Below are 16702 nucleotides of genomic sequence, written 5' to 3' on the forward strand. Positions count from 1 at the left end.
GATGTCATGAGCCCGGAGGCGGCCAAGGCCAACGCCCAGGAGAGCGCGCGCCACCGCCTCTCCCCCGCGCGCGTGCTCGACATCGACCCGCTGCTCGACGACCCGAAGACGCGGATCATGGTGTGCTGCGGCTCGGGCGGGGTGGGGAAGACCACCACCGCGGCGGCGCTGGGGCTGCGGGCCGCCGAGCGCGGGCGCAAGGTCGTCGTCCTGACCATCGACCCGGCACGCCGCCTCGCCCAGTCCATGGGCATCGACTCGCTGGACAACATCCCGCGCCGGGTGAAGGGCCTCGAGGACTCCGGCGGCGGCGGCGAACTGCACGCGATGATGCTGGACATGAAGCGCACCTTCGACGAGATCGTCGAGGCGCACGCGGATCCCGAGCGGGCCGCCGCGATCCTGTCGAACCCCTTCTACCAGTCGCTCTCGGCGGGCTTCGCGGGCACGCAGGAGTACATGGCGATGGAGAAGCTCGGGCAGCTGCGGGCGAAGGAGGAGTGGGACCTGATCGTCGTCGACACCCCGCCCTCCCGCTCGGCGCTCGACTTCCTGGACGCCCCCAAGCGGCTCGGCTCCTTCCTGGACGGCAAGTTGATCCGTCTGCTGCTCGCGCCCGCCAAGGTGGGCGGGCGCGCGGGGATGAAGTTCCTCAACGTCGGCATGTCGATGATGACCGGCGCCCTGGGCAAGCTGCTAGGCGGGCAACTGCTCAAGGACGTGCAGACGTTCGTGGCGGCGATGGACTCGATGTTCGGCGGCTTCCGCACGCGCGCGGACGCCACGTACAAGTTGCTGCAGGCGCCCGGGACGGCGTTCCTGGTGGTCGCGGCGCCCGAGCGGGACGCGCTGCGCGAGGCCGCGTACTTCGTGGAGCGGCTGGCGGCCGAGGACATGCCGCTGGCCGGTCTGGTGCTCAACCGGGTCCACGGCAGCGGCGCCGACCGGCTGTCGGCCGAGCGCGCGCTCGGCGCCGCGGAAAATCTTGTGGAGCCCCGCATTGTCGATCAGCACGGCGGGAAAGCTGGTCTTCGTAACTCTCCCGACACGTACGGCAGTTCAGAATCTCTCGCATCCACGGCCCGTGACACCGCCGACGGCGCACCTGACGGGTCCACCGCGTCCGAGCCCGGCTCCCCCGGTCCGGATCAGGAGGACCAGAGCGTCGACCGGCTCACCGCGGGCCTGTTGAGGCTGCACGCCGATCGTATGCACGTGCTCTCCCGCGAGCAGCGCACACGTGACCGCTTCACGGCTCGCCACCCCGAGGTGGCGGTGACGGAGGTGGCCGCGCTGCCCGGCGACGTGCACGACCTCGTGGGTCTGCGGGACATCGGTGACCGGCTCGCGGCCAACCGGCCGGAGCTGCCCGAGACCGACGGCAACTGAGCCGACGGTAGCGGCTGTTGAGGCGTGGTGCCCTTACGACGAGGTGCCGAGGGGTCGCCTCAGCTCACCGCCGCGTAGTTCTCGTAGATCTCATCGTCGTCGAGCGGCAGGATGCCGACGCCGCGCTCGTACTCGATACGAGCCGTCTCCAGCAGCCTGCGCCACGAGGTGACGGTCGGCCGCCGGCGCAGCAGTGCGCGGCGTTCCCGCTCCGTCATGCCTCCCCACACGCCGAACTCGACGCGGTTGTCGAGCGCATCGGCCAGGCACTCGGTGCGTACCGGACATCCGGTGCACACCGCCTTGGCCCTGTTCTGCGCTGCTCCTTGGACAAACAGTTCATCCGGATCGGTAGTGCGGCAGGCGGCCTGCGCACTCCAGTCGGTTACCCAGCCCATACCGGCGCCGTCCTCTCCCGAATCGAGGCTCCCCCACGGCGGCAGCGGCATATTCACCGCTGCCAGTTGAGGACGTTACGGAAGGTGGGCACAGCGCAACACCCCCTTCGGGCCCAATCTTGAATGGCCCGAACGGACTATGCGTAAGCGGCAGATCACCCGGGGGAGTGAGCTGGCGACATGCGTGACCTTCCCGGCAAACCGGGACAGTTCAGCTGAGTCACAACGGGCACCTGGTGACACACGAGGCGGATTCGGACACGCCCCCACCAGAAAGTTGGGGAACATCCGGAACGATTCGGGGTCGCCGGACGTATTGATACGTGGACCTACTGCTGTGACAGTTGAGAGCAGCTTAGGCCAAGGCATATACGCGTGTCCGGCGAATGAGAACGTAGGCTGCCCCCATGCCAAAGAAGCGCTCGGGCGGTGGTCTGTCCCCAACACAGCAGGCCGCCAAGTTCCTCGGTGTCAGTGTCCTCGCGGGAGCCGTCCTGGCCGGCATCGCGCTGCCTGCCTTCGGTGCGCTCGGACTCGCGGCGAAGGGTTCGGTGGAGAGCTTCGACGAGCTCCCGGCCAATCTGAAGACCCCGCCGCTGAGCCAGCGCACGACGATCCTCGACGCCGACGGCGGCCAGATCGCGACCGTCTACTCCCGTGACCGCACGGTGGTGGACCTCAAGAGCGTGTCGCCGTACATGCAGAAGGCGATCGTCGCGATCGAGGACTCGCGCTTCTACCAGCACGGCGCGGTCGACCTGAAGGGCGTCCTCCGCGCCCTCAACAAGAACGTGCAGAGCAGCGGGGTCGCCGAGGGCGCCTCCACGCTCACCCAGCAGTACGTGAAGAACGTCTTCGTGGAGGAGGCCGGCGACGACCCGACGAAGGTCGCGCAGGCCACCCAGCAGACCCTCGGCCGCAAGATCAAGGAACTGAAGTACGCGATCCAGGTCGAAGAGGAACTGGGCAAGAAGAAGATCCTCGAGAACTACCTGAACATCACGTTCTTCGGCGAGCAGGCCTACGGCGTCGACGCCGCCGCCCAGCGCTACTTCTCCAAGCACGCCAAGGACCTGAACCTCCAGGAGTCAGCGCTGCTGGCCGGCATCGTCCAGTCGCCCACCCGCTACGACCCGGTGAACGACGAGGCGGAGGCCACCAAGCGCCGCAACACCGTGCTGCAGCGCATGGCCGAGGTCGGCGACGTCTCCAAGGCGGAGGCCGACAAGGCCAAGAAGGCGCCGCTGGGCCTGAAGGTCAGCCAGCCCAAGAACGGCTGCATCACCGCCGTCAAGGGCGCCGGCTTCTTCTGCGACTACGTGCGCGAGGTCTTCCTCAACGACCCGGTCTTCGGCAAGACCAGCGAAGCCCGCGCGAAGATCTGGAACCAGGGCGGTCTGACGATCCGTACGACGATGGACCCGCAGTCGCAGCAAGCGGCCCAGGCGTCCATCAAGGAGCACGTGTACCGGATGGACGACGTGGCCACCGCGGCCACCATCGTCCAGCCCGGCACCGGCAAGATCCTGGCGATGGGCCAGTCACGGCCGTACGGCATCGACACCAAGGACCACCAGACCACGATCAACCTCTCGGTGAACCAGAGCATGGGCGGCGGCGCCGGCTACCAGCCCGGTTCGACGTTCAAGCCGATCGTGGCCGCCGCCGCCATAGAGGGCGGCACCCCGGCGACCCAGCAGTACTCGTCGCCGTACGAGATGAACTACCCGAGCCCGGTCTCGATCTGCAACGACAAGACCTGGAAGACCGACCCGAACAACCCGGCCAAGCTGACCAACGAGGACGAGTCGGAGCACGGCCCGTACTCGATGAAGGAAGCGACCGCGAAGTCGGTCAACACCTACTACGTCCAGCTGATCAGCGACATCGGCATCTGCCCGGTCATCGACATGGCCAAGAAGATGGGCGTCGCCCGGGCGAACGGCGGCAAGATCGACCAGGCCCCGTCCATCGCGCTCGGCACCCAGGAGATGTCCCCGCTGACGATGGCGAACGCCTACGCGACCTTCGCCTCACGCGGCATGTACTGCACGCCGGTAGCCATCGAGTCGATCACGCAGACCGTCGGCGACCAGAAGAAGTCGCTCCAGGTGCCCAAGTCGACCTGCTCGCGGGCGATGTCGGAGACCACCGCGGACACCGTCAGCACGCTCCTGAAGGGCGTGGTCGAGGACGGTACGGGCACCCAGGCGGGCCTCAGCAGCCGGCCGAGCGCCGGTAAGACCGGTACGACGGACAGCCGTTACGCGGCCTGGTTCGTCGGCTACACCCCGAACATGGCGGCCGCGGTCTGGGTCGGCGACCCGGCCCACAAGCGCAAGATGACCAGCATCACCATCGGCGGCGTGCCGCACGACAAGGTGTACGGCGGTGAGGTGCCCGGTCCGATCTGGCGCGACATGATGAACGGCGCACTGGAGGGCAAGCCGGTGGAGCAGTTCAACCTCGTCAACATCCCGGACCCGCCCAAGGAGCGGGGCGACGGGAACGGCAACGACGACGGTGACAACGGCGACAACCAGGGCAACGACAACGGCGGCCAGACCGACGGCGGCACCGACGGGGGCAACACCACCACCCCGACGCCGTCCTTCTCCATCCCGGAGGGCTTCATCCAGGGGCAGGACGGGGGCGACAACGGGAACGGGAACGGGGGGCGCCGTTAGGCGCCGTGCCACGGTCCACCGACGTTCCTGATCCGTACGACGAACGGCCCCTTTCCTCCGTACCGAGGAAAGGGGCCGTTCGTCGTACGGGTGGTGCGGGCCTCTCAGCCGGCGAGCAGCTTCTTGACCACCGCGGCGACGCGGCCGCCCTCGGCCAGGCCCGCCACCTTCGGGTTCACGATCTTCATGACGGCGCCCATCGCCCGCGGCCCCTCGGCGCCGGCCGCCTTCGCCTCCTGGACGGCCTGGGCGACGATCTGCTCCAGCTCCTCGTCGCCGAGCTGCTTGGGCAGGTACTCGGCGAGCACCACACCCTCCGCCTTCTCCCGCTCGGCGCTCTCGGCCCGACCACCCTGCGCGAAGGCGTCGGCCGCCTCCCGGCGCTTCTTCGCCTCCTTGGCGATCACCTTCTGCACCTCGTCGTCGGAGAGCTCGCGCTTCGTCTTGCCCGCAACCTCCTCCTTGGTGATCGCGGCGAGCGTCAGCCGGAGCGTCGAGGAGCGCAGCTCGTCTCGCTCCTTGACGGCGGCGGTGAGGTCTTCCTGCAGCTTCGACTTGAGCGACGTGGTCATGTCGTCGATTGTCGCAGGTACGGGGAGCTGGACGCCCGTTGATTTGGAGGGGCGGTGGGGTGCGGGGGCTCAAGGGGCGGGAGGGCCCGCCGACTTGAGCGAGGTCGCGGAGTCGGGGAGTCACGGGGTCGAGGGGCCGTGGGCACGCGGTGTCCGTGCGGTCTGACACGATGGCGGTATGCGCGCACGTTACGGAGTACCCCTGGGAATCGTGGCGGCCGGCGCCGCCGGAGTGGCCTACGCGGCGGGCTTCGAGGCCCGCTCCTACCGACTGCGACGGGTGACGGTCCCCGTCCTGCCGCCCGGGATGCGCCCGCTGCGCGTACTGCAGGTCTCCGACATCCACATGGTCGGCGGCCAGCGCAAGAAACAGCGCTGGCTGCGCTCCCTGGCCGGCCTGCGCCCCGACTTCGTGATCAACACGGGCGACAACCTGTCCGACCCGGAGGGCATCCCCGAGGTCCTGGACGCGCTGGGCCCGCTGATGGAGTTCCCGGGCGCGTACGTCTTCGGCTCCAACGACTACTACGGCCCCAAACCCCGCAACCCCGCCCGCTACTTGCTGGAGAAGGTCAACGGCCAGCACGGTCTCAACGGCAACCCGCCGGTCGTCGGCGCGATCCACATCCAGTGGGAGGACCTGCGGGACGGCTTCGACGCGGCCGGCTGGCAGAACCTGACCAACACCCGCGGGCGGTTGAAGATCGAGGGCGTGTCCGTCGAGCTGACCGGCCTGGACGACCCGCACATCAAGCGCGACCGCTACGCCGAGGTGGCCGGCGGCCCGTCCGGTACTGCGGACTTCTCGATGGGCGTGGTGCACGCGCCGTATCTCCGCGTACTGGACTCCTTCACCGCCGACGACTACCCCCTGATCCTCGCCGGCCACACCCACGGCGGCCAGATCTGCATCCCCTTCTACGGCGCCCTCGTCACCAACTGCGACCTGGACGCGGACCGCGTCAAGGGCCTGTCGACCCACCGCGCGGAGGGCCGCACGTCGTATCTCCACGTGTCTGCGGGCTGCGGCACGAACCGGTACACGCCGGTGCGGTTCGCGTGCCCGCCTGAGGTGACGTTGTTGACGTTGGTGGGGCGGGACGAGGGGCGGGGGGTGCGGGGGCGGAGGTAGGGGGATGGAGGTGGGGGGATAGGGGTGGAGGTGGGGTTGAGGTAGCGGGGCAGGAGACGGCGGGATGCATACGCCGATGACCGCGACGCGACTCCGGCTGCGACCGTGGTCCCGACCGACGAAGTAACCCACACAGCCCGCCCGTATCGCCCCTTTCGTCCCTCCTGCTTAGCGTGAGGGCATGACCGCCCCGATACCCAGGGACATCCCGAACCTCCCCGCGATCCCGGGTGTACCCGCGCTGCTGCCCTCCCCCGTCCCCGCCACCGCGGTGGTGACCCCTGTACGCCGCCCGCTCACCGCCGTCTACCGACTCCTGGTCGCCCTGGTCGCGGCGGGGGCGGTGACCGTGGACCTGCTGATCGGCAGCCCGGTCCGCGTCCTGAGCCACTTCGCGATCCAGAGCAACATCCTTCTCGCCCTGGTCCTCGTCCTCTCGGCCCGCCGAGCCTGGTCGGCCCGCCGCCCCCTCCCCTCGGCCCTGACCGGCGCGACCCTCCTCTACGTCGCCATCACCGGCCTCGTGTACCACCTGCTCCTGGCGCACGCGGCGACCCCGTTCTCGATGACGAGCGGTTCCCTGACCGGCTGGCAGACGATCACCAACCAGATCCTGCACACGGTGACGCCGATCGCCGCGGCCCTGGACTGGCTGCTGATGACCTCCCCCGGCCGCCTGCACCTCCGGCAAGCGGCGGCGTGGCTGCTGTACCCCCTGGCATACCTGGCCTTCTCACTCGGCCGCGGCGAACTGATCGTCCCGGGCACGCCGGGGCGCTACCTCTACCCGTTCCTGGACGTCGACCTCCACGGCTACAAGAGCGTCCTGGGCAACGCCCTCCTCCTCGGCCTCGCCATCTACGCCGTCGCCATCGTCCTGATCGCCCTCGACCACGCCCGCCCGAACCTCATCCGCCACCGCACCAAAACCGGATTTCGTCTCGGGCCACCGGTGGGCTAAAGTAAACGACGTCGCCGCTACCAGCAGCACAGCAGCGACATCGGGGTGTAGCGCAGCTTGGCAGCGCGCTTCGTTCGGGACGAAGAGGTCGTGGGTTCAAATCCCGCCACCCCGACAGTGAAGTACCAAGCCAGGGGCTTGATTCGCGAAAGTGGATCAGGCCCCTGAGTCGTTCCTGGAGACCTCTTGGGAGGAGTCCGGGAGAAGATCTTGTGCGTCTCGGACGCCGCCGCCAGATCCTCCACCCGCTCGCCCGGCGCTCCTCGGCGAGTGCGTCAGCTGGGCGACGCCAAGGGCGGCCGCCACGATCTGCGCGGTGGCCGCCATGCACAGTAGAGGTGCGGCTCCCAGTCCGCCCAGGGCGCCGATACCGGCTGCTCCCGCCGCTGCGGCCGTGCTCTTCAGGCCGGCGCCGAGGGTGAAGATCTGGGTGCGCAGCGGTTGGGGAGCGTACCGTTCGCGCGCGGTGAGCAGGGCGCTGAACAGAGGGCCGGTTGCCCAGCCCGCCATGGCGAACAGTGCTGTGGTCAGTGTCGTACCGGAAACGCATGCGGCCAGGGCCAGGGGGAGCGCGGTGAGGGGCAGGCACAGGAGCACTACTCGTTCGGGGCGGGTACGGGTCCATGGTTTGACGGCGTAGGTGAGGGAGCCCGCCATCGCTCCGGCGGCGAAGGCCGTCATCAGGCCGCCCGCCGCCCAGTCGGCGTGGCGTTCGGTGGCCAGCAAGGCGGTGACGACGGGCAGGGCTCCGATGCCGATCTGACCGACGCTGCTGGCCCAGGTCACCGACCGCAGGGGCGGGTTGCTCACGATTTCGCGGGCGCCGGCCACGAGGACGGCGGGTCGCAGCGCGCGCCTTCCGTGCTTGGTGGGAGGGCGGGCCGGCAGGCGCAGCAGGGCCACGGCAGAAGCACCCGCCAGTGCGGCCGCGCCGAGGACGAAGAGCGCCGCGCCCGGTCCGATCGTGGCCGCCAGCATCGCTGCCAGGGCGGGGCCGAGGATGCCCGCGAGGTTGTAGGTGGTGGAGTCGATGCTGAAGGCGCGGGTGAGGGCCCGTTCGGGGAGCAACTCGGCCAGCAGGCTGGTGAGTCCCCCGGTGACCAAGGGGGCGCAGCAGCCGGCCCCGAGGACGAGGAGCAGGACGAGGGCGGTGGGGAGACGGCCCAACGCCCAAGCGGTCGCGGCCAGGCCGGTGCCGTAAGCCGCCAGGCCCAGGCCGTGGAAGAGCCTGCGGTGGCGGACCCGGTCGGCGAGGGCGCCTGCCACGGGAGCCGCGACCACGTGGGGCACCATCAGCGCGGCGACCAGGAGACCGCCGAGGCTTGCGCTGTGCTCCCGCGCCAGGGCCAGCAGAACGAGTGCGACGCGCGCTCCCTCGTCGGCCAGACGCGCCGGTACGGCAACGCCGAGATAGCAGGCCGTGGGCACGACGACAGGGCCCGTGAGGGGGCTTGGCGTGGGGGCGGATGAGGCGGGGGTGGCCATGAAGTCCTGCCCGTCATCAGGGGGCCGTGGCGCGGTGAGGGACGTGGTGCGGTGCCGGTCCCGATGTCCACGAGCGTCATCTGTTAAGGGTCTGATTCCACGATCTTGTCGATGTATGCCCGGTCGAGCGACACTGCTTGGGTGGAGTTCACTTTCGTCAGTGGTCATCCGGCCTTGGACCTGGCCGCGACGCTGACCTGGCGCAGCAGTTACCCGGTCGAGTTGCTGGCCGGTCCGCGAGACCTGTCCGCGTGGATCGAGCAGGCGGGCCTGGCGGACGTGGCCGGGCGTGTAGGTGACGCCGATGTCGAGCGGACGCGGGAGTTGCGCGAGGCCGTCTATCGCACGGCGTCCGCGGATCTGCTGGAGCAGCGGCCCCGCGCCGGGGACCTGCGCCTCATCAGCAGGACGGCGGCCGGCGAGCAGGTCACGCCGGTGTTGGAGGGGCTGGGCCGCGCGGTGTGGCGCGGCACCGTCGACCAGGTACTGGCCACCGTCGCCCACCAGGCGTGCGTCCTGCTCGGCGGCCCCGACCACCGACGTATTCGGGCGTGCGCGGACTCGCAGTGCACCCGGTTGTTCGTCGATCACTCCCGGTCCGGAAGCCGGCGCTGGTGCGACAAGCTGACCTGCGGCGGGCGGGCCAACGCCGCCGCCTACCGTCGACGCCGTTCGCAGCGCGGGCCGGGGCCGGGCTCCGTCGCGCTGCCGCCGGGGTAGCCAAAGCCGGACCGCCGTCCGCGTCGCGAGATCGCGACTCCCGGCGGTCAGTTCACGGGGTGTCCCGGGGTGATGTCGAGGTCGAGCGCGTCGGTCAGGGACAGCGGAGCGGTTCCGTCATCGCCCGCGAGGTTCTCCACCGCTTCCGGAGCCAGAAGGAAACCCACGTGGTCGCCGCCGTCGATCCGGTTCTCCACGCGGCCGACGAACCAGGCCGGGGCCTCGTCGAGGACGGGAGATCCGCCCGGCCCCGGGTGCCATGGGATACCGGTGAACTTGTCGATGCGGTCGCCGGTCTCGCCGCCGAAGAGGCGGGCCAACCCGTGCTGGTCACGGCGGAGCAGGTGGACCGTGAGTCGCTCGGCGTGTTCGGCCACCCGGAACGTCCGGTTCGCCTTGGACAGCCAGACCATGAAACGGGCGGGTCGGATCGAGCACTGTGAGCCGAACCCGACGAGACAGCCGGCTCGCTCACCGGCGGCCTCGGCGGTCACGACGTACATCGGACCGTCGAGCAGGTCGGTGAACGGATCGAGATCGGTCACGTTGCTCGACTCCCCGTTCCCATCGCTCGGCTCCCAGTTCCCATCTCTCCGCTCCCCGCTCCCCCGTTCAAGAGGCCACACCCGACTCACTCCCGATCGGCGAACACGCTCGTGTCCAGGCCGGCCAGGAGGTCGGCCGGGTCCCGGTACACCCCTTGGGCGCCGGCCGTCTTCAGGTCCTCGCTCGGGATTCCGCCGGACAGTACCGCCACCGGGAGCACTCCGTCCCGTACGGCGGCCTTCATGTCCCAGACGGTGTCGCCGACGAACACGGCGCGTTCGCTCGGGACGTCCGCGAGTTCCCTGGCCTGGCGGACGGGGTCGGGGGCGGGTTTGCCGACGGTGACGTCGTCCGCGCTGGCCGCGCCGAGGATGACGTCGTCCGCGTCGATGGCACGGCGCAGCGCGGACAGTTCCGCGCCGCTCGCCGAGGTCGCCAGGACGATCGTCCAGCCCCGGCCGGCGAGCGCCCGCAGCAGGTCGCCCGCCGCGTCCAGCGCCGGCAGCCGGTCGAAGTACGTGGCGTAGAGGGCGTGGTGGGCCGCGACGAACCGCTCGTCGTCCTCGGGATCGCGGTCCTTCCCGAGCAGGTACTCGATCAGGTCGCCGCCGCCGAGGCCCACGGCCCGGTGGATGTCCCGCATGGGAACGCGGTGACCGCCCTGTCTGAACGCCTCCCACCAGGTGACGACGTGCAGATGGTTGGTGTCGACGAGGGTTCCGTCCACGTCGAAGATCGCGGCGCGTCTCGTGGTCATCACACGCTCACAGGCCGCGGAGGGCGGGCAGCAGCTTCTGTTCGGCCCATTCCAGGTACGGCTCCTGGTGGTCGCCGCCGATCTGGATGAGCGCGACCTCGGTGAACCCCGCGTCGGCGTACGGGCGTACGGCCTCGACGACCGCCTCCACGTCGTCGCCGCAGGGGATGGAGCCGGCGACGTCCTCGGGCCGTACGAACTGGTTGGCGCCCTCGAACGCGGCGGGGCCCGGGAGTTCGGAGTTGACCGGCCAGCCGCTGCCGAACCAGCGGAACTGGTCGTGCGCGCGGGCGATCGCCGCGTCGCGGTCGGTGTCGTAACAGATGGGCAGTTGGCCGACCTTGGGCTTGCCCGCGCCGCCGTGGCGGTCGAACGCGGAGATCAGTTCCGGCCTGGGCTCGGTGGCGATCACCAAGTCGGCCAGTCGGCCCGCGAGTTCGCACGAGTGGTCGCCCGAGACGGCGACGCCGATCGGCGGGGGCGCGTCGGGCAGGTCCCACAACTTGGCGTTCTCGACGTCGAAGTGGGCGCCGTGGTGGTTGACGTTCTTCCCGGCGAAGAGTGCGCGGATGATCTCCACGGCCTCTTCCAGCTTCTCCAGCCGGACGTGCGCGGCGGGCCAACCGCCGCCCACCACATGCTCGTTGAGGTTCTCCCCGGAGCCGAGCCCGAGGCGGAACCGTCCCTGGGACAGGAGTTGGAGCGTGGCGGCCTTCTGGGCGACGACCGCCGGGTGGTAGCGGGTCGTGGGGCAGGTCACGTACGTCATGAGGGGGATGCGTTCGGTGGCCTGCGCGGCGGCACCGAGCACGCTCCACGCGTACGAGGCGTGGCCTTGGGACTCCAGCCAGGGGAAGTAGTGGTCGGACGTGACCGAGAAGTCGAAGCCGGCGCGCTCGGCGCCGACCACATGGCCGACGAGTTCTCGCGGGCCGGTCTGCTCGGTCATCATCGTGTATCCGATCTGCACCATGTCGCTCATCTCCTCGTGGGTCGGCTTCGGGGGTGCGACCTCCCGTCTCGTCACCGCTTCGTCGTGAGCCGCAGGTCGACCTCCTTCTCCTGGTCTCCCGAGGCCGTGCCCCACTGGTCTACGGCGAACGCGGCGTTCAGGGCCTCGAACAGCTGGTCCACGGCGACGTAGCCGCCCTGCAGGGTGACGGAGACCTGACCCTCCAGTGGGGTCGGATCGGTCGGGATCCACTCCTGCGTCGGCTCGAACTCCGCGCTCCACACGGCGGATCGGTCGCCCGGCTGTTCCTGGGGCACGTCGCCGGAAGGACGGTCGGTGGGGAACGCGGTCCGCAGGACGCCGAAGACGGTGGCGGCATCCTCCTGGGACGCTCCGGTGAGGGACACGGTGGCCATCGGGGGCACTCTCCTTGGATAGGACTGGGCAATGGTGTCGGCGTACGGACCCACCTGCGAGTACCCACGTGGCCGGTGATGATTCCGGACATTTGATCCGGGCCGCGTCGCACGGAAAGCGGGCACCGGCAGAACGCCGGTGCCCGCCCCTTTTCGCCGCGGAATGACGGTCAGACTCGGCGGTCTCCGTAATAGCCACCGACCTGCTCGTGATAACCGGCGTCACCGGCGTGCTTGTCCTTGTCGAACTCGGGAGAGTTCTTGATTTCTTCCTTCGTACGGCCGACGCGGATCGTCCGCTCGGCGACGTCGATGGACGAGATGACACCGGCAGGGAGCAGAACCTGCTTGCCGAAGATCCACACTCCGGTGTCGACGACGATGTACGCGGCTCCGACGTCCTCGGAGTGCTTGTCGACCTTGCCGATCGAACCGTCGCTCGCCTCGACCTTGAACCCGGTCAGGTCCATCCCCGTCTGGTGACCGGCCTCGGCCTGGTAACCCCACATGTTGTCCGTCATGCAAAACCTCCCCTGTAGTGCGTGAATTCCAAGGAGGCCCGTCCGATTGTTCCGGTGGGCGTCCCTCGGCGGGTCGAGTGCCCACCGTTCACAAGAATCAACACGCCCACGTCGATCCCCTTTCCAGAAGGCCGCGCTTCCCGCTTTTCCGTATTGCATGCGGGTGCGTTCCGGCCTTGTTTGCGCGCCGGAGAGTTCAGCGGCGGCGCAGCATCATGACGACAGCGATGATGACAATGATGAGGACGACGGTACCGAGACCTATGTACACGGGTTTCTCTTTCCTTCAGGGAGCGGCATCTGTCGGTGCCGTGGACAACCGAGTGCCCCAGTCAAATCTTTTCAGCCCACTCCGGTGAGTCCGCTGCTCCGCCGGCCTTCAGCTCAGTTACACCAAGGGGAAGAAGGTCAAGGTCCCGGTGGGCAGTTCGAGCCGGCAGGTGATCATCGTCGACAACACGGCGGTCAACAGCTTCGCCGACATCGTCGTGACCTCCGGCGGCAACACCGTCCACCTGCTGATCCGGCTGAGCGACCTCTACGTCACCGGGTGGTACTACGAGGCCGAGAAGGAGCACTACTGGCCGCTGGCCTCGGAGAACGCCCCCACCCGCCCCGGCGCCGAGCCGCACTCCGAGTGGATGGGCGCGGAGAACTACGACCGGCTCTCGAACCTCGGCAACATCAGCCTGGCCAGCCTGCAGATCGGCCACCACTCCCTCTGCCAGGCCGTCCACGACCTGCGGAACCCCGAGTCGGCCGGTACCCAGGGCGTGGCCCGCGCGCTGCTGCGCATGATCTTCGCCGTGTCGGAGGGGTCGCGTTACTCGTGGATCTCCGGCGGGCTCTACAACGCCCTCAACAACGGCCAGGACTTCACGGTCACCAACACGGGCACCGAGCTGGTCCGCAACTGGTCCAACATCAGCAACGTCCTCGTCGACCACGTGAACCACCCGAACTCGACGGCGAGCACGTCCACGACCAGCTTCGGCACCATCAACACCGCTGCCGCGGCAGCCAAGTTGCTGCTCACGGCCCTCAACCAGGGGAGCGACCCGAACCCGCACGACGAGCTCTGAGCGCCTCGTCCAGCGTCGCCGTCAGGGCGAAGATCCGGCTGAGGTCCACGATCCGGAGCATTCTGCGGATGGTGGGGTGGGGGCAGGCGAGGGTCAGGCGTCCGCCTCGTTCCTCGACGCGGCGACGGGCTCGGCACAGCAGGCCGAGCCCGGAGCAGTCCAGGAAGTCGACCGGGCCGAGGTCGATCACCACATCGGCATGCGGGCGGCCGGTCGCCGCGTCCATCGCGGCGGTGATGCGCAGGACCACGGCTATGTCGATCTCGCCGAGCAGTTGGACGACGGTCCGTCCCGCCGTCTCGTAGACGCGGATCTGCTGGTCAGAGGCAGGGGGAACAGCAGGAACGACAGTCACGGCCGTTACGGCTGAAGCAGCTGGCTCCCGGGGCATCGCGCCATCTCCGTCGGTTTCGCGGCAAGGGATGTACACAGCCACCGGGAGCACGGGTGACGACAAGGGTGACTTTAGGCCGATGCGTCTCGGCAGTGGGCGGGTCCTCGAACAGAAACGGTTCGTCTGGCAGGGGGTTCCATCCTTCGGGTGTAATTTCTCGGATCCCCTTGATGGAGCGAGCGCAGGGTGCTTTCAAGCGGAGCGGTCTAGGCTCGTGGTGTGACGCGCGAGCAGCCACCCAGGGATCGGTACAGCATCGTCGCCGTCGCGTCGTCCGCGGGCGGCATCCAAGGGCTGAGCACGCTGCTCGGCGCGCTGGGGCCCGATCTGCCGGTGCCGGTGCTGGTGGTCCAGCACCTCGACCCGCGCCACCGGACCGTGCTCGCCGAGGTGCTCGCCCGCCGGACCGAGCTGCGGGTCAAACTCGCGGAGGCGCAGGAGCTCGCACTGCCCGGCACCGTCTATCTCGCCCCGCCCGACCGGCACCTCCTCGTCGACTCCGACGGTGTGCTGAGCCTGTCCGACACCGCGCTCGTGCACTTCGTACGCCCCTCCGCCGACCTCCTCTTCGAATCGGTCGCCGGCGCCTACGGGCCGGAGGCGATCGCCTGTGTGATCACCGGGACCGGCCGGGACGGGGCCGAGGGGGTCGACACGGTGAAATCACGGGGCGGGACCGTGATCGTCCAGGATCCGCGGACCGCGGAGTTCTCGGGGATGCCGCAGTCGGCGGTGGACACGGGGGCGGTGGACTTCGTGCTACCTCTTGGGGAGATCGCCGCCGCCGTGCGGGGACTTGTCGAGGCCAAGAGGCAGTGATGGGCGAACCGCTGGACGCCGAGGGCAACCAATCGCTGGAGGAGTTGCTCACCTTCATCCGGGAGGCCCGCGGTTTCGACTTCACGGGATACAAGCGCTCCACGCTGGCCCGGCGCATCCACAAGCGGATGACGGACGTCGGCAACCGCTCGTACATCGACTACCAGGATCTGCTGGAAACCAACGCGGACGAGTTCGGCACGCTTTTCAACACCATCCTGATCAACGTCACCTCCTTCTTCCGCGACCCGGAGGCCTGGACCCTCCTCCAGCACGAGGTCGTGCCCGACCTGCTCTCGGCGCTCGATCCGGACCAGGAGATCAGGGTGTGGAGCGCGGGCTGCTCCAGCGGCGAGGAGGCGTACTCACTGGTCATGATGTTCGCCGAGGCCCTCGGCATCGAGGAGTGCCTGCGCCGGGTCAAGATCTACGCCACCGACGTCGACGAGGAGGCGCTGCGCGAGGCCCGGTCGGGGCTGTACACGCCGAAGTCGCTGGAGTCGCTGCCCGTGGAGCTGCGGGAGAAGTACTTCGAGCAGAACAGCGCGCAGTTCAGCTTCCGCCCCGACCTGCGGCGGCGGGTGATCTTCGGGCGGCACGACATCACCCGGGACGCCCCGATCTCCCGGCTCGACCTGCTGGTGTGCCGCAACACGCTGATGTACTTCAACGTCGAGGCCCAGACGCAGATCGTGGACCGCTTCCACTTCGCCCTGCGCCCCACCGGCTTCCTCTTCCTCGGCAAGGCCGAGATGCTGCTGAACGACAGCGAGCGGTTCGAGGTCGTGAACATGCGGCAGCGCGTCTTCCGGCGCCGGGCCGGCAGCAACGGGCTGACCTACCATCCGGCCCCCCTGAAGATCAGGACCGGCACCGGCGGCGAGATGCACTCGGTGGCCCGCGCCCGCCAGTTGCGCGACCTGGTGCTCGACGCCGGACCGACCCCGGCGATCGCGCTCGACGGCGACGGGACCGTCGTGGTGATCAACAGCCAGGCACGGATCCAGCTCGGCCTGACCACCGGCGACATCGGCCGCCCCTTCCAGGACCTGGAGGTCTCCTACCGGCCGGTCGAACTCCGTTCCCTGATCGACCAGTCCACCCACGAGCGCCGGACCCTGCGGGTCAACCGGGTCGAGCGCCGGGCGGGCGAGGACCTCCAGTACTTCGACATCCTCATCCAGCCGCTCGCCGGACCCGGCGGCCTGCACATCGCCACCGGGATCTCCTTCACCGACGTGACCGTAGCCACGCACCTGAAGGCCGAAGTGAAGCGCGTCAGGGAGGAGCTGGAGACGGCGTACGAGGAGCTGCAGTCCACCAACGAAGAGTTGGAGACCACCAACGAAGAACTCCAGTCCAGCATCGAGGAACTGGAGACGACGAACGAGGAACTGCAGTCCACCAACGAAGAGTTGGAGACCACCAACGAAGAACTCCAGTCCGGCAACGAGGAACTGGAGACGATGAACGAGGAGATGCGCATCCGCACGGACGAACTGGACGAGGCCAGGGCGTTTCTGGAAGCGGTGCTGACCAGCATCGCGGCGGGTGTGGTGGTGCTGGGCAAGGATCTGAAGGTCAAGAGCTGGAACCGGGGCGCGGTCGACCTGTGGGGGCTGCGCGCGGACGAGGTGGTCGGCGAGGCCTTCTTCGAGCTGGACTTCGGGCTGCCCACCGACGAGCTGCGGCCGGTCGTCCAGCGGTGCCTGGAGACCCGTAAGCGCTCGGGTCCGATCCCCGTGGAGGCGCTGAGCCGGATCGGCCGGCCCATCACCTGTGACGTGTTCTTCTCCCCGTTCGGCGGGCCGCACGGCGGTGTCGTGCTGATGATGGAAGAGAGCCGAAGCGACACCTTCGACTGACCGCCC

At 69.0% G+C, this 16702-nt stretch carries 17 protein-coding genes and 1 tRNA gene; 9 read left to right on the top strand and 9 right to left on the bottom strand.

From position 1 onward, the window contains the following. Positions 1-6 precede the first annotated feature (6 nt). Entirely contained in the window at positions 7-1389 is a 1383-nt protein-coding gene (locus M2283_RS09825; protein WP_280875740.1) for an ArsA family ATPase, read from the top strand. A 59-nt stretch (positions 1390-1448) separates the two neighbouring features. On the opposite strand, the gene wblA is transcribed toward M2283_RS09825, so the two are convergent. After that, positions 1449-1787 (bottom strand): transcriptional regulator WblA, encoded by a 339-nt coding sequence (wblA, locus tag M2283_RS09830; RefSeq protein WP_185146089.1) that lies wholly within the window; start codon positions 1785-1787, stop codon positions 1449-1451. Between the two features lie 407 nt (positions 1788-2194). On the opposite strand from wblA, the gene M2283_RS09835 reads away from it, so the two are divergent. Next, a complete protein-coding gene (locus M2283_RS09835; protein WP_280875741.1) occupies positions 2195-4474 on the top strand; it encodes a transglycosylase domain-containing protein in 2280 nt (759 codons plus the stop codon). A gap of 104 nt (positions 4475-4578) precedes the next feature. Here M2283_RS09835 and M2283_RS09840 read toward each other — a convergent pair whose 3' ends face one another. Then, a complete protein-coding gene (locus M2283_RS09840) occupies positions 4579-5046 on the bottom strand; it encodes a GatB/YqeY domain-containing protein (RefSeq protein ID WP_280875742.1) in 468 nt (155 codons plus the stop codon). 178 nt (positions 5047-5224) lie between these two features. Between M2283_RS09840 and M2283_RS09845 the strand changes: the two genes are divergently transcribed. The 3 genes from M2283_RS09845 (at position 5225) to M2283_RS09855 (ending at position 7254) form a co-directional block, all read left to right on the top strand. After that, positions 5225-6178 (top strand): metallophosphoesterase, encoded by a 954-nt coding sequence (locus M2283_RS09845; protein WP_280875744.1) that lies wholly within the window; start codon positions 5225-5227, stop codon positions 6176-6178. A gap of 181 nt (positions 6179-6359) precedes the next feature. After that, positions 6360-7139, top strand: a complete 780-nt coding sequence (locus M2283_RS09850) for a Pr6Pr family membrane protein (protein ID WP_280875745.1) — start codon at positions 6360-6362, stop codon at positions 7137-7139. Positions 7140-7180: 41 nt separating this feature from the next. Beyond that, positions 7181-7254, top strand: a tRNA-Pro gene (locus M2283_RS09855). A gap of 41 nt (positions 7255-7295) precedes the next feature. On the opposite strand, the gene M2283_RS09860 is transcribed toward M2283_RS09855, so the two are convergent. Next, on the bottom strand, positions 7296-8567 hold the full coding sequence (locus M2283_RS09860) for an MFS transporter (RefSeq protein WP_280875746.1): 1272 nt from the start codon (positions 8565-8567) through the stop codon (positions 7296-7298). A 198-nt stretch (positions 8568-8765) separates the two neighbouring features. Between M2283_RS09860 and M2283_RS09865 the strand changes: the two genes are divergently transcribed. Then, positions 8766-9344 carry a CGNR zinc finger domain-containing protein gene (locus M2283_RS09865; protein WP_280875747.1) on the top strand — a complete coding sequence of 193 codons (579 nt, stop codon included), beginning with the start codon at positions 8766-8768 and terminating at the stop codon, positions 9342-9344. 47 nt (positions 9345-9391) lie between these two features. Here the strand turns inward: M2283_RS09865 and M2283_RS09870 are convergent, their stop codons facing one another. The 5 genes from M2283_RS09870 to M2283_RS09890 all read right to left on the bottom strand — a co-directional run bounded on the left by M2283_RS09870 (position 9392) and on the right by M2283_RS09890 (position 12536). Continuing rightward, positions 9392-9889 (bottom strand): flavin reductase family protein, encoded by a 498-nt coding sequence (locus M2283_RS09870; protein ID WP_280875748.1) that lies wholly within the window; start codon positions 9887-9889, stop codon positions 9392-9394. Positions 9890-9975: 86 nt separating this feature from the next. Next, positions 9976-10647 carry an HAD family hydrolase gene (locus M2283_RS09875; protein ID WP_280875749.1) on the bottom strand — a complete coding sequence of 224 codons (672 nt, stop codon included), beginning with the start codon at positions 10645-10647 and terminating at the stop codon, positions 9976-9978. Positions 10648-10654: 7 nt separating this feature from the next. Continuing rightward, positions 10655-11620 (bottom strand): LLM class F420-dependent oxidoreductase, encoded by a 966-nt coding sequence (locus M2283_RS09880; protein WP_280876246.1) that lies wholly within the window; start codon positions 11618-11620, stop codon positions 10655-10657. 50 nt (positions 11621-11670) lie between these two features. Then, positions 11671-12015, bottom strand: a complete 345-nt coding sequence (locus M2283_RS09885) for a hypothetical protein (RefSeq protein WP_280875750.1) — start codon at positions 12013-12015, stop codon at positions 11671-11673. Positions 12016-12185: 170 nt separating this feature from the next. Next, a complete protein-coding gene (locus M2283_RS09890; RefSeq protein WP_280875751.1) occupies positions 12186-12536 on the bottom strand; it encodes a PRC-barrel domain containing protein in 351 nt (116 codons plus the stop codon). Positions 12537-12955: 419 nt separating this feature from the next. Here M2283_RS09890 and M2283_RS09895 point away from each other — a divergent pair, with 419 nt between their 5' ends. Then, positions 12956-13618: a ribosome-inactivating family protein gene (locus tag M2283_RS09895; RefSeq protein ID WP_280875752.1), complete on the top strand. Its 663-nt coding sequence runs from the start codon at positions 12956-12958 to the stop codon at positions 13616-13618. Here M2283_RS09895 and M2283_RS09900 read toward each other — a convergent pair. Next, a complete protein-coding gene (locus M2283_RS09900; RefSeq protein ID WP_280875753.1) occupies positions 13578-13973 on the bottom strand; it encodes an STAS domain-containing protein in 396 nt (131 codons plus the stop codon). The two genes, M2283_RS09895 and M2283_RS09900, sit on opposite strands and share 41 nt — an antisense overlap. Positions 13974-14231: 258 nt before the next feature. Between M2283_RS09900 and M2283_RS09905 the strand changes: the two genes are divergently transcribed. Next, positions 14232-14831: a chemotaxis protein CheB gene (locus tag M2283_RS09905; protein ID WP_280875754.1), complete on the top strand. Its 600-nt coding sequence runs from the start codon at positions 14232-14234 to the stop codon at positions 14829-14831. Then, positions 14831-16696 carry a CheR family methyltransferase gene (locus M2283_RS09910; protein WP_280875755.1) on the top strand — a complete coding sequence of 622 codons (1866 nt, stop codon included), beginning with the start codon at positions 14831-14833 and terminating at the stop codon, positions 16694-16696. The genes M2283_RS09905 and M2283_RS09910 overlap by 1 nt, the downstream gene beginning before the upstream one ends. The last annotated feature ends 6 nt before the right edge of the window (positions 16697-16702 follow it).

The organism is Streptomyces pseudovenezuelae (assembly GCF_029892565.1).
GTDB classification, from domain to species: domain Bacteria; phylum Actinomycetota; class Actinomycetes; order Streptomycetales; family Streptomycetaceae; genus Streptomyces; species Streptomyces pseudovenezuelae_A.

What these genes read in the sequence shown, in the direction of transcription:
- M2283_RS09880 (WP_280876246.1), bottom strand. Translation starts at nt 11,620, where the DNA reads ATGGTGCAGATCGGATACACGATGATGACCGAGCAGACCGGCCCGCGA.
- M2283_RS09835 (WP_280875741.1), top strand. Translation starts at nt 2,195, where the DNA reads ATGCCAAAGAAGCGCTCGGGCGGTGGTCTGTCCCCAACACAGCAGGCC.
- M2283_RS09850 (WP_280875745.1), top strand. Translation starts at nt 6,360, where the DNA reads ATGACCGCCCCGATACCCAGGGACATCCCGAACCTCCCCGCGATCCCG.
- M2283_RS09890 (WP_280875751.1), bottom strand. Translation starts at nt 12,536, where the DNA reads ATGACGGACAACATGTGGGGTTACCAGGCCGAGGCCGGTCACCAGACG.
- M2283_RS09840 (WP_280875742.1), bottom strand. Translation starts at nt 5,046, where the DNA reads ATGACCACGTCGCTCAAGTCGAAGCTGCAGGAAGACCTCACCGCCGCC.
- wblA (WP_185146089.1), bottom strand. Translation starts at nt 1,787, where the DNA reads ATGGGCTGGGTAACCGACTGGAGTGCGCAGGCCGCCTGCCGCACTACC.
- M2283_RS09910 (WP_280875755.1), top strand. Translation starts at nt 14,831, where the DNA reads ATGGGCGAACCGCTGGACGCCGAGGGCAACCAATCGCTGGAGGAGTTG.
- M2283_RS09845 (WP_280875744.1), top strand. Translation starts at nt 5,225, where the DNA reads ATGCGCGCACGTTACGGAGTACCCCTGGGAATCGTGGCGGCCGGCGCC.
- M2283_RS09885 (WP_280875750.1), bottom strand. Translation starts at nt 12,015, where the DNA reads ATGGCCACCGTGTCCCTCACCGGAGCGTCCCAGGAGGATGCCGCCACC.
- M2283_RS09875 (WP_280875749.1), bottom strand. Translation starts at nt 10,647, where the DNA reads ATGACCACGAGACGCGCCGCGATCTTCGACGTGGACGGAACCCTCGTC.
- M2283_RS09825 (WP_280875740.1), top strand. Translation starts at nt 7, where the DNA reads ATGAGCCCGGAGGCGGCCAAGGCCAACGCCCAGGAGAGCGCGCGCCAC.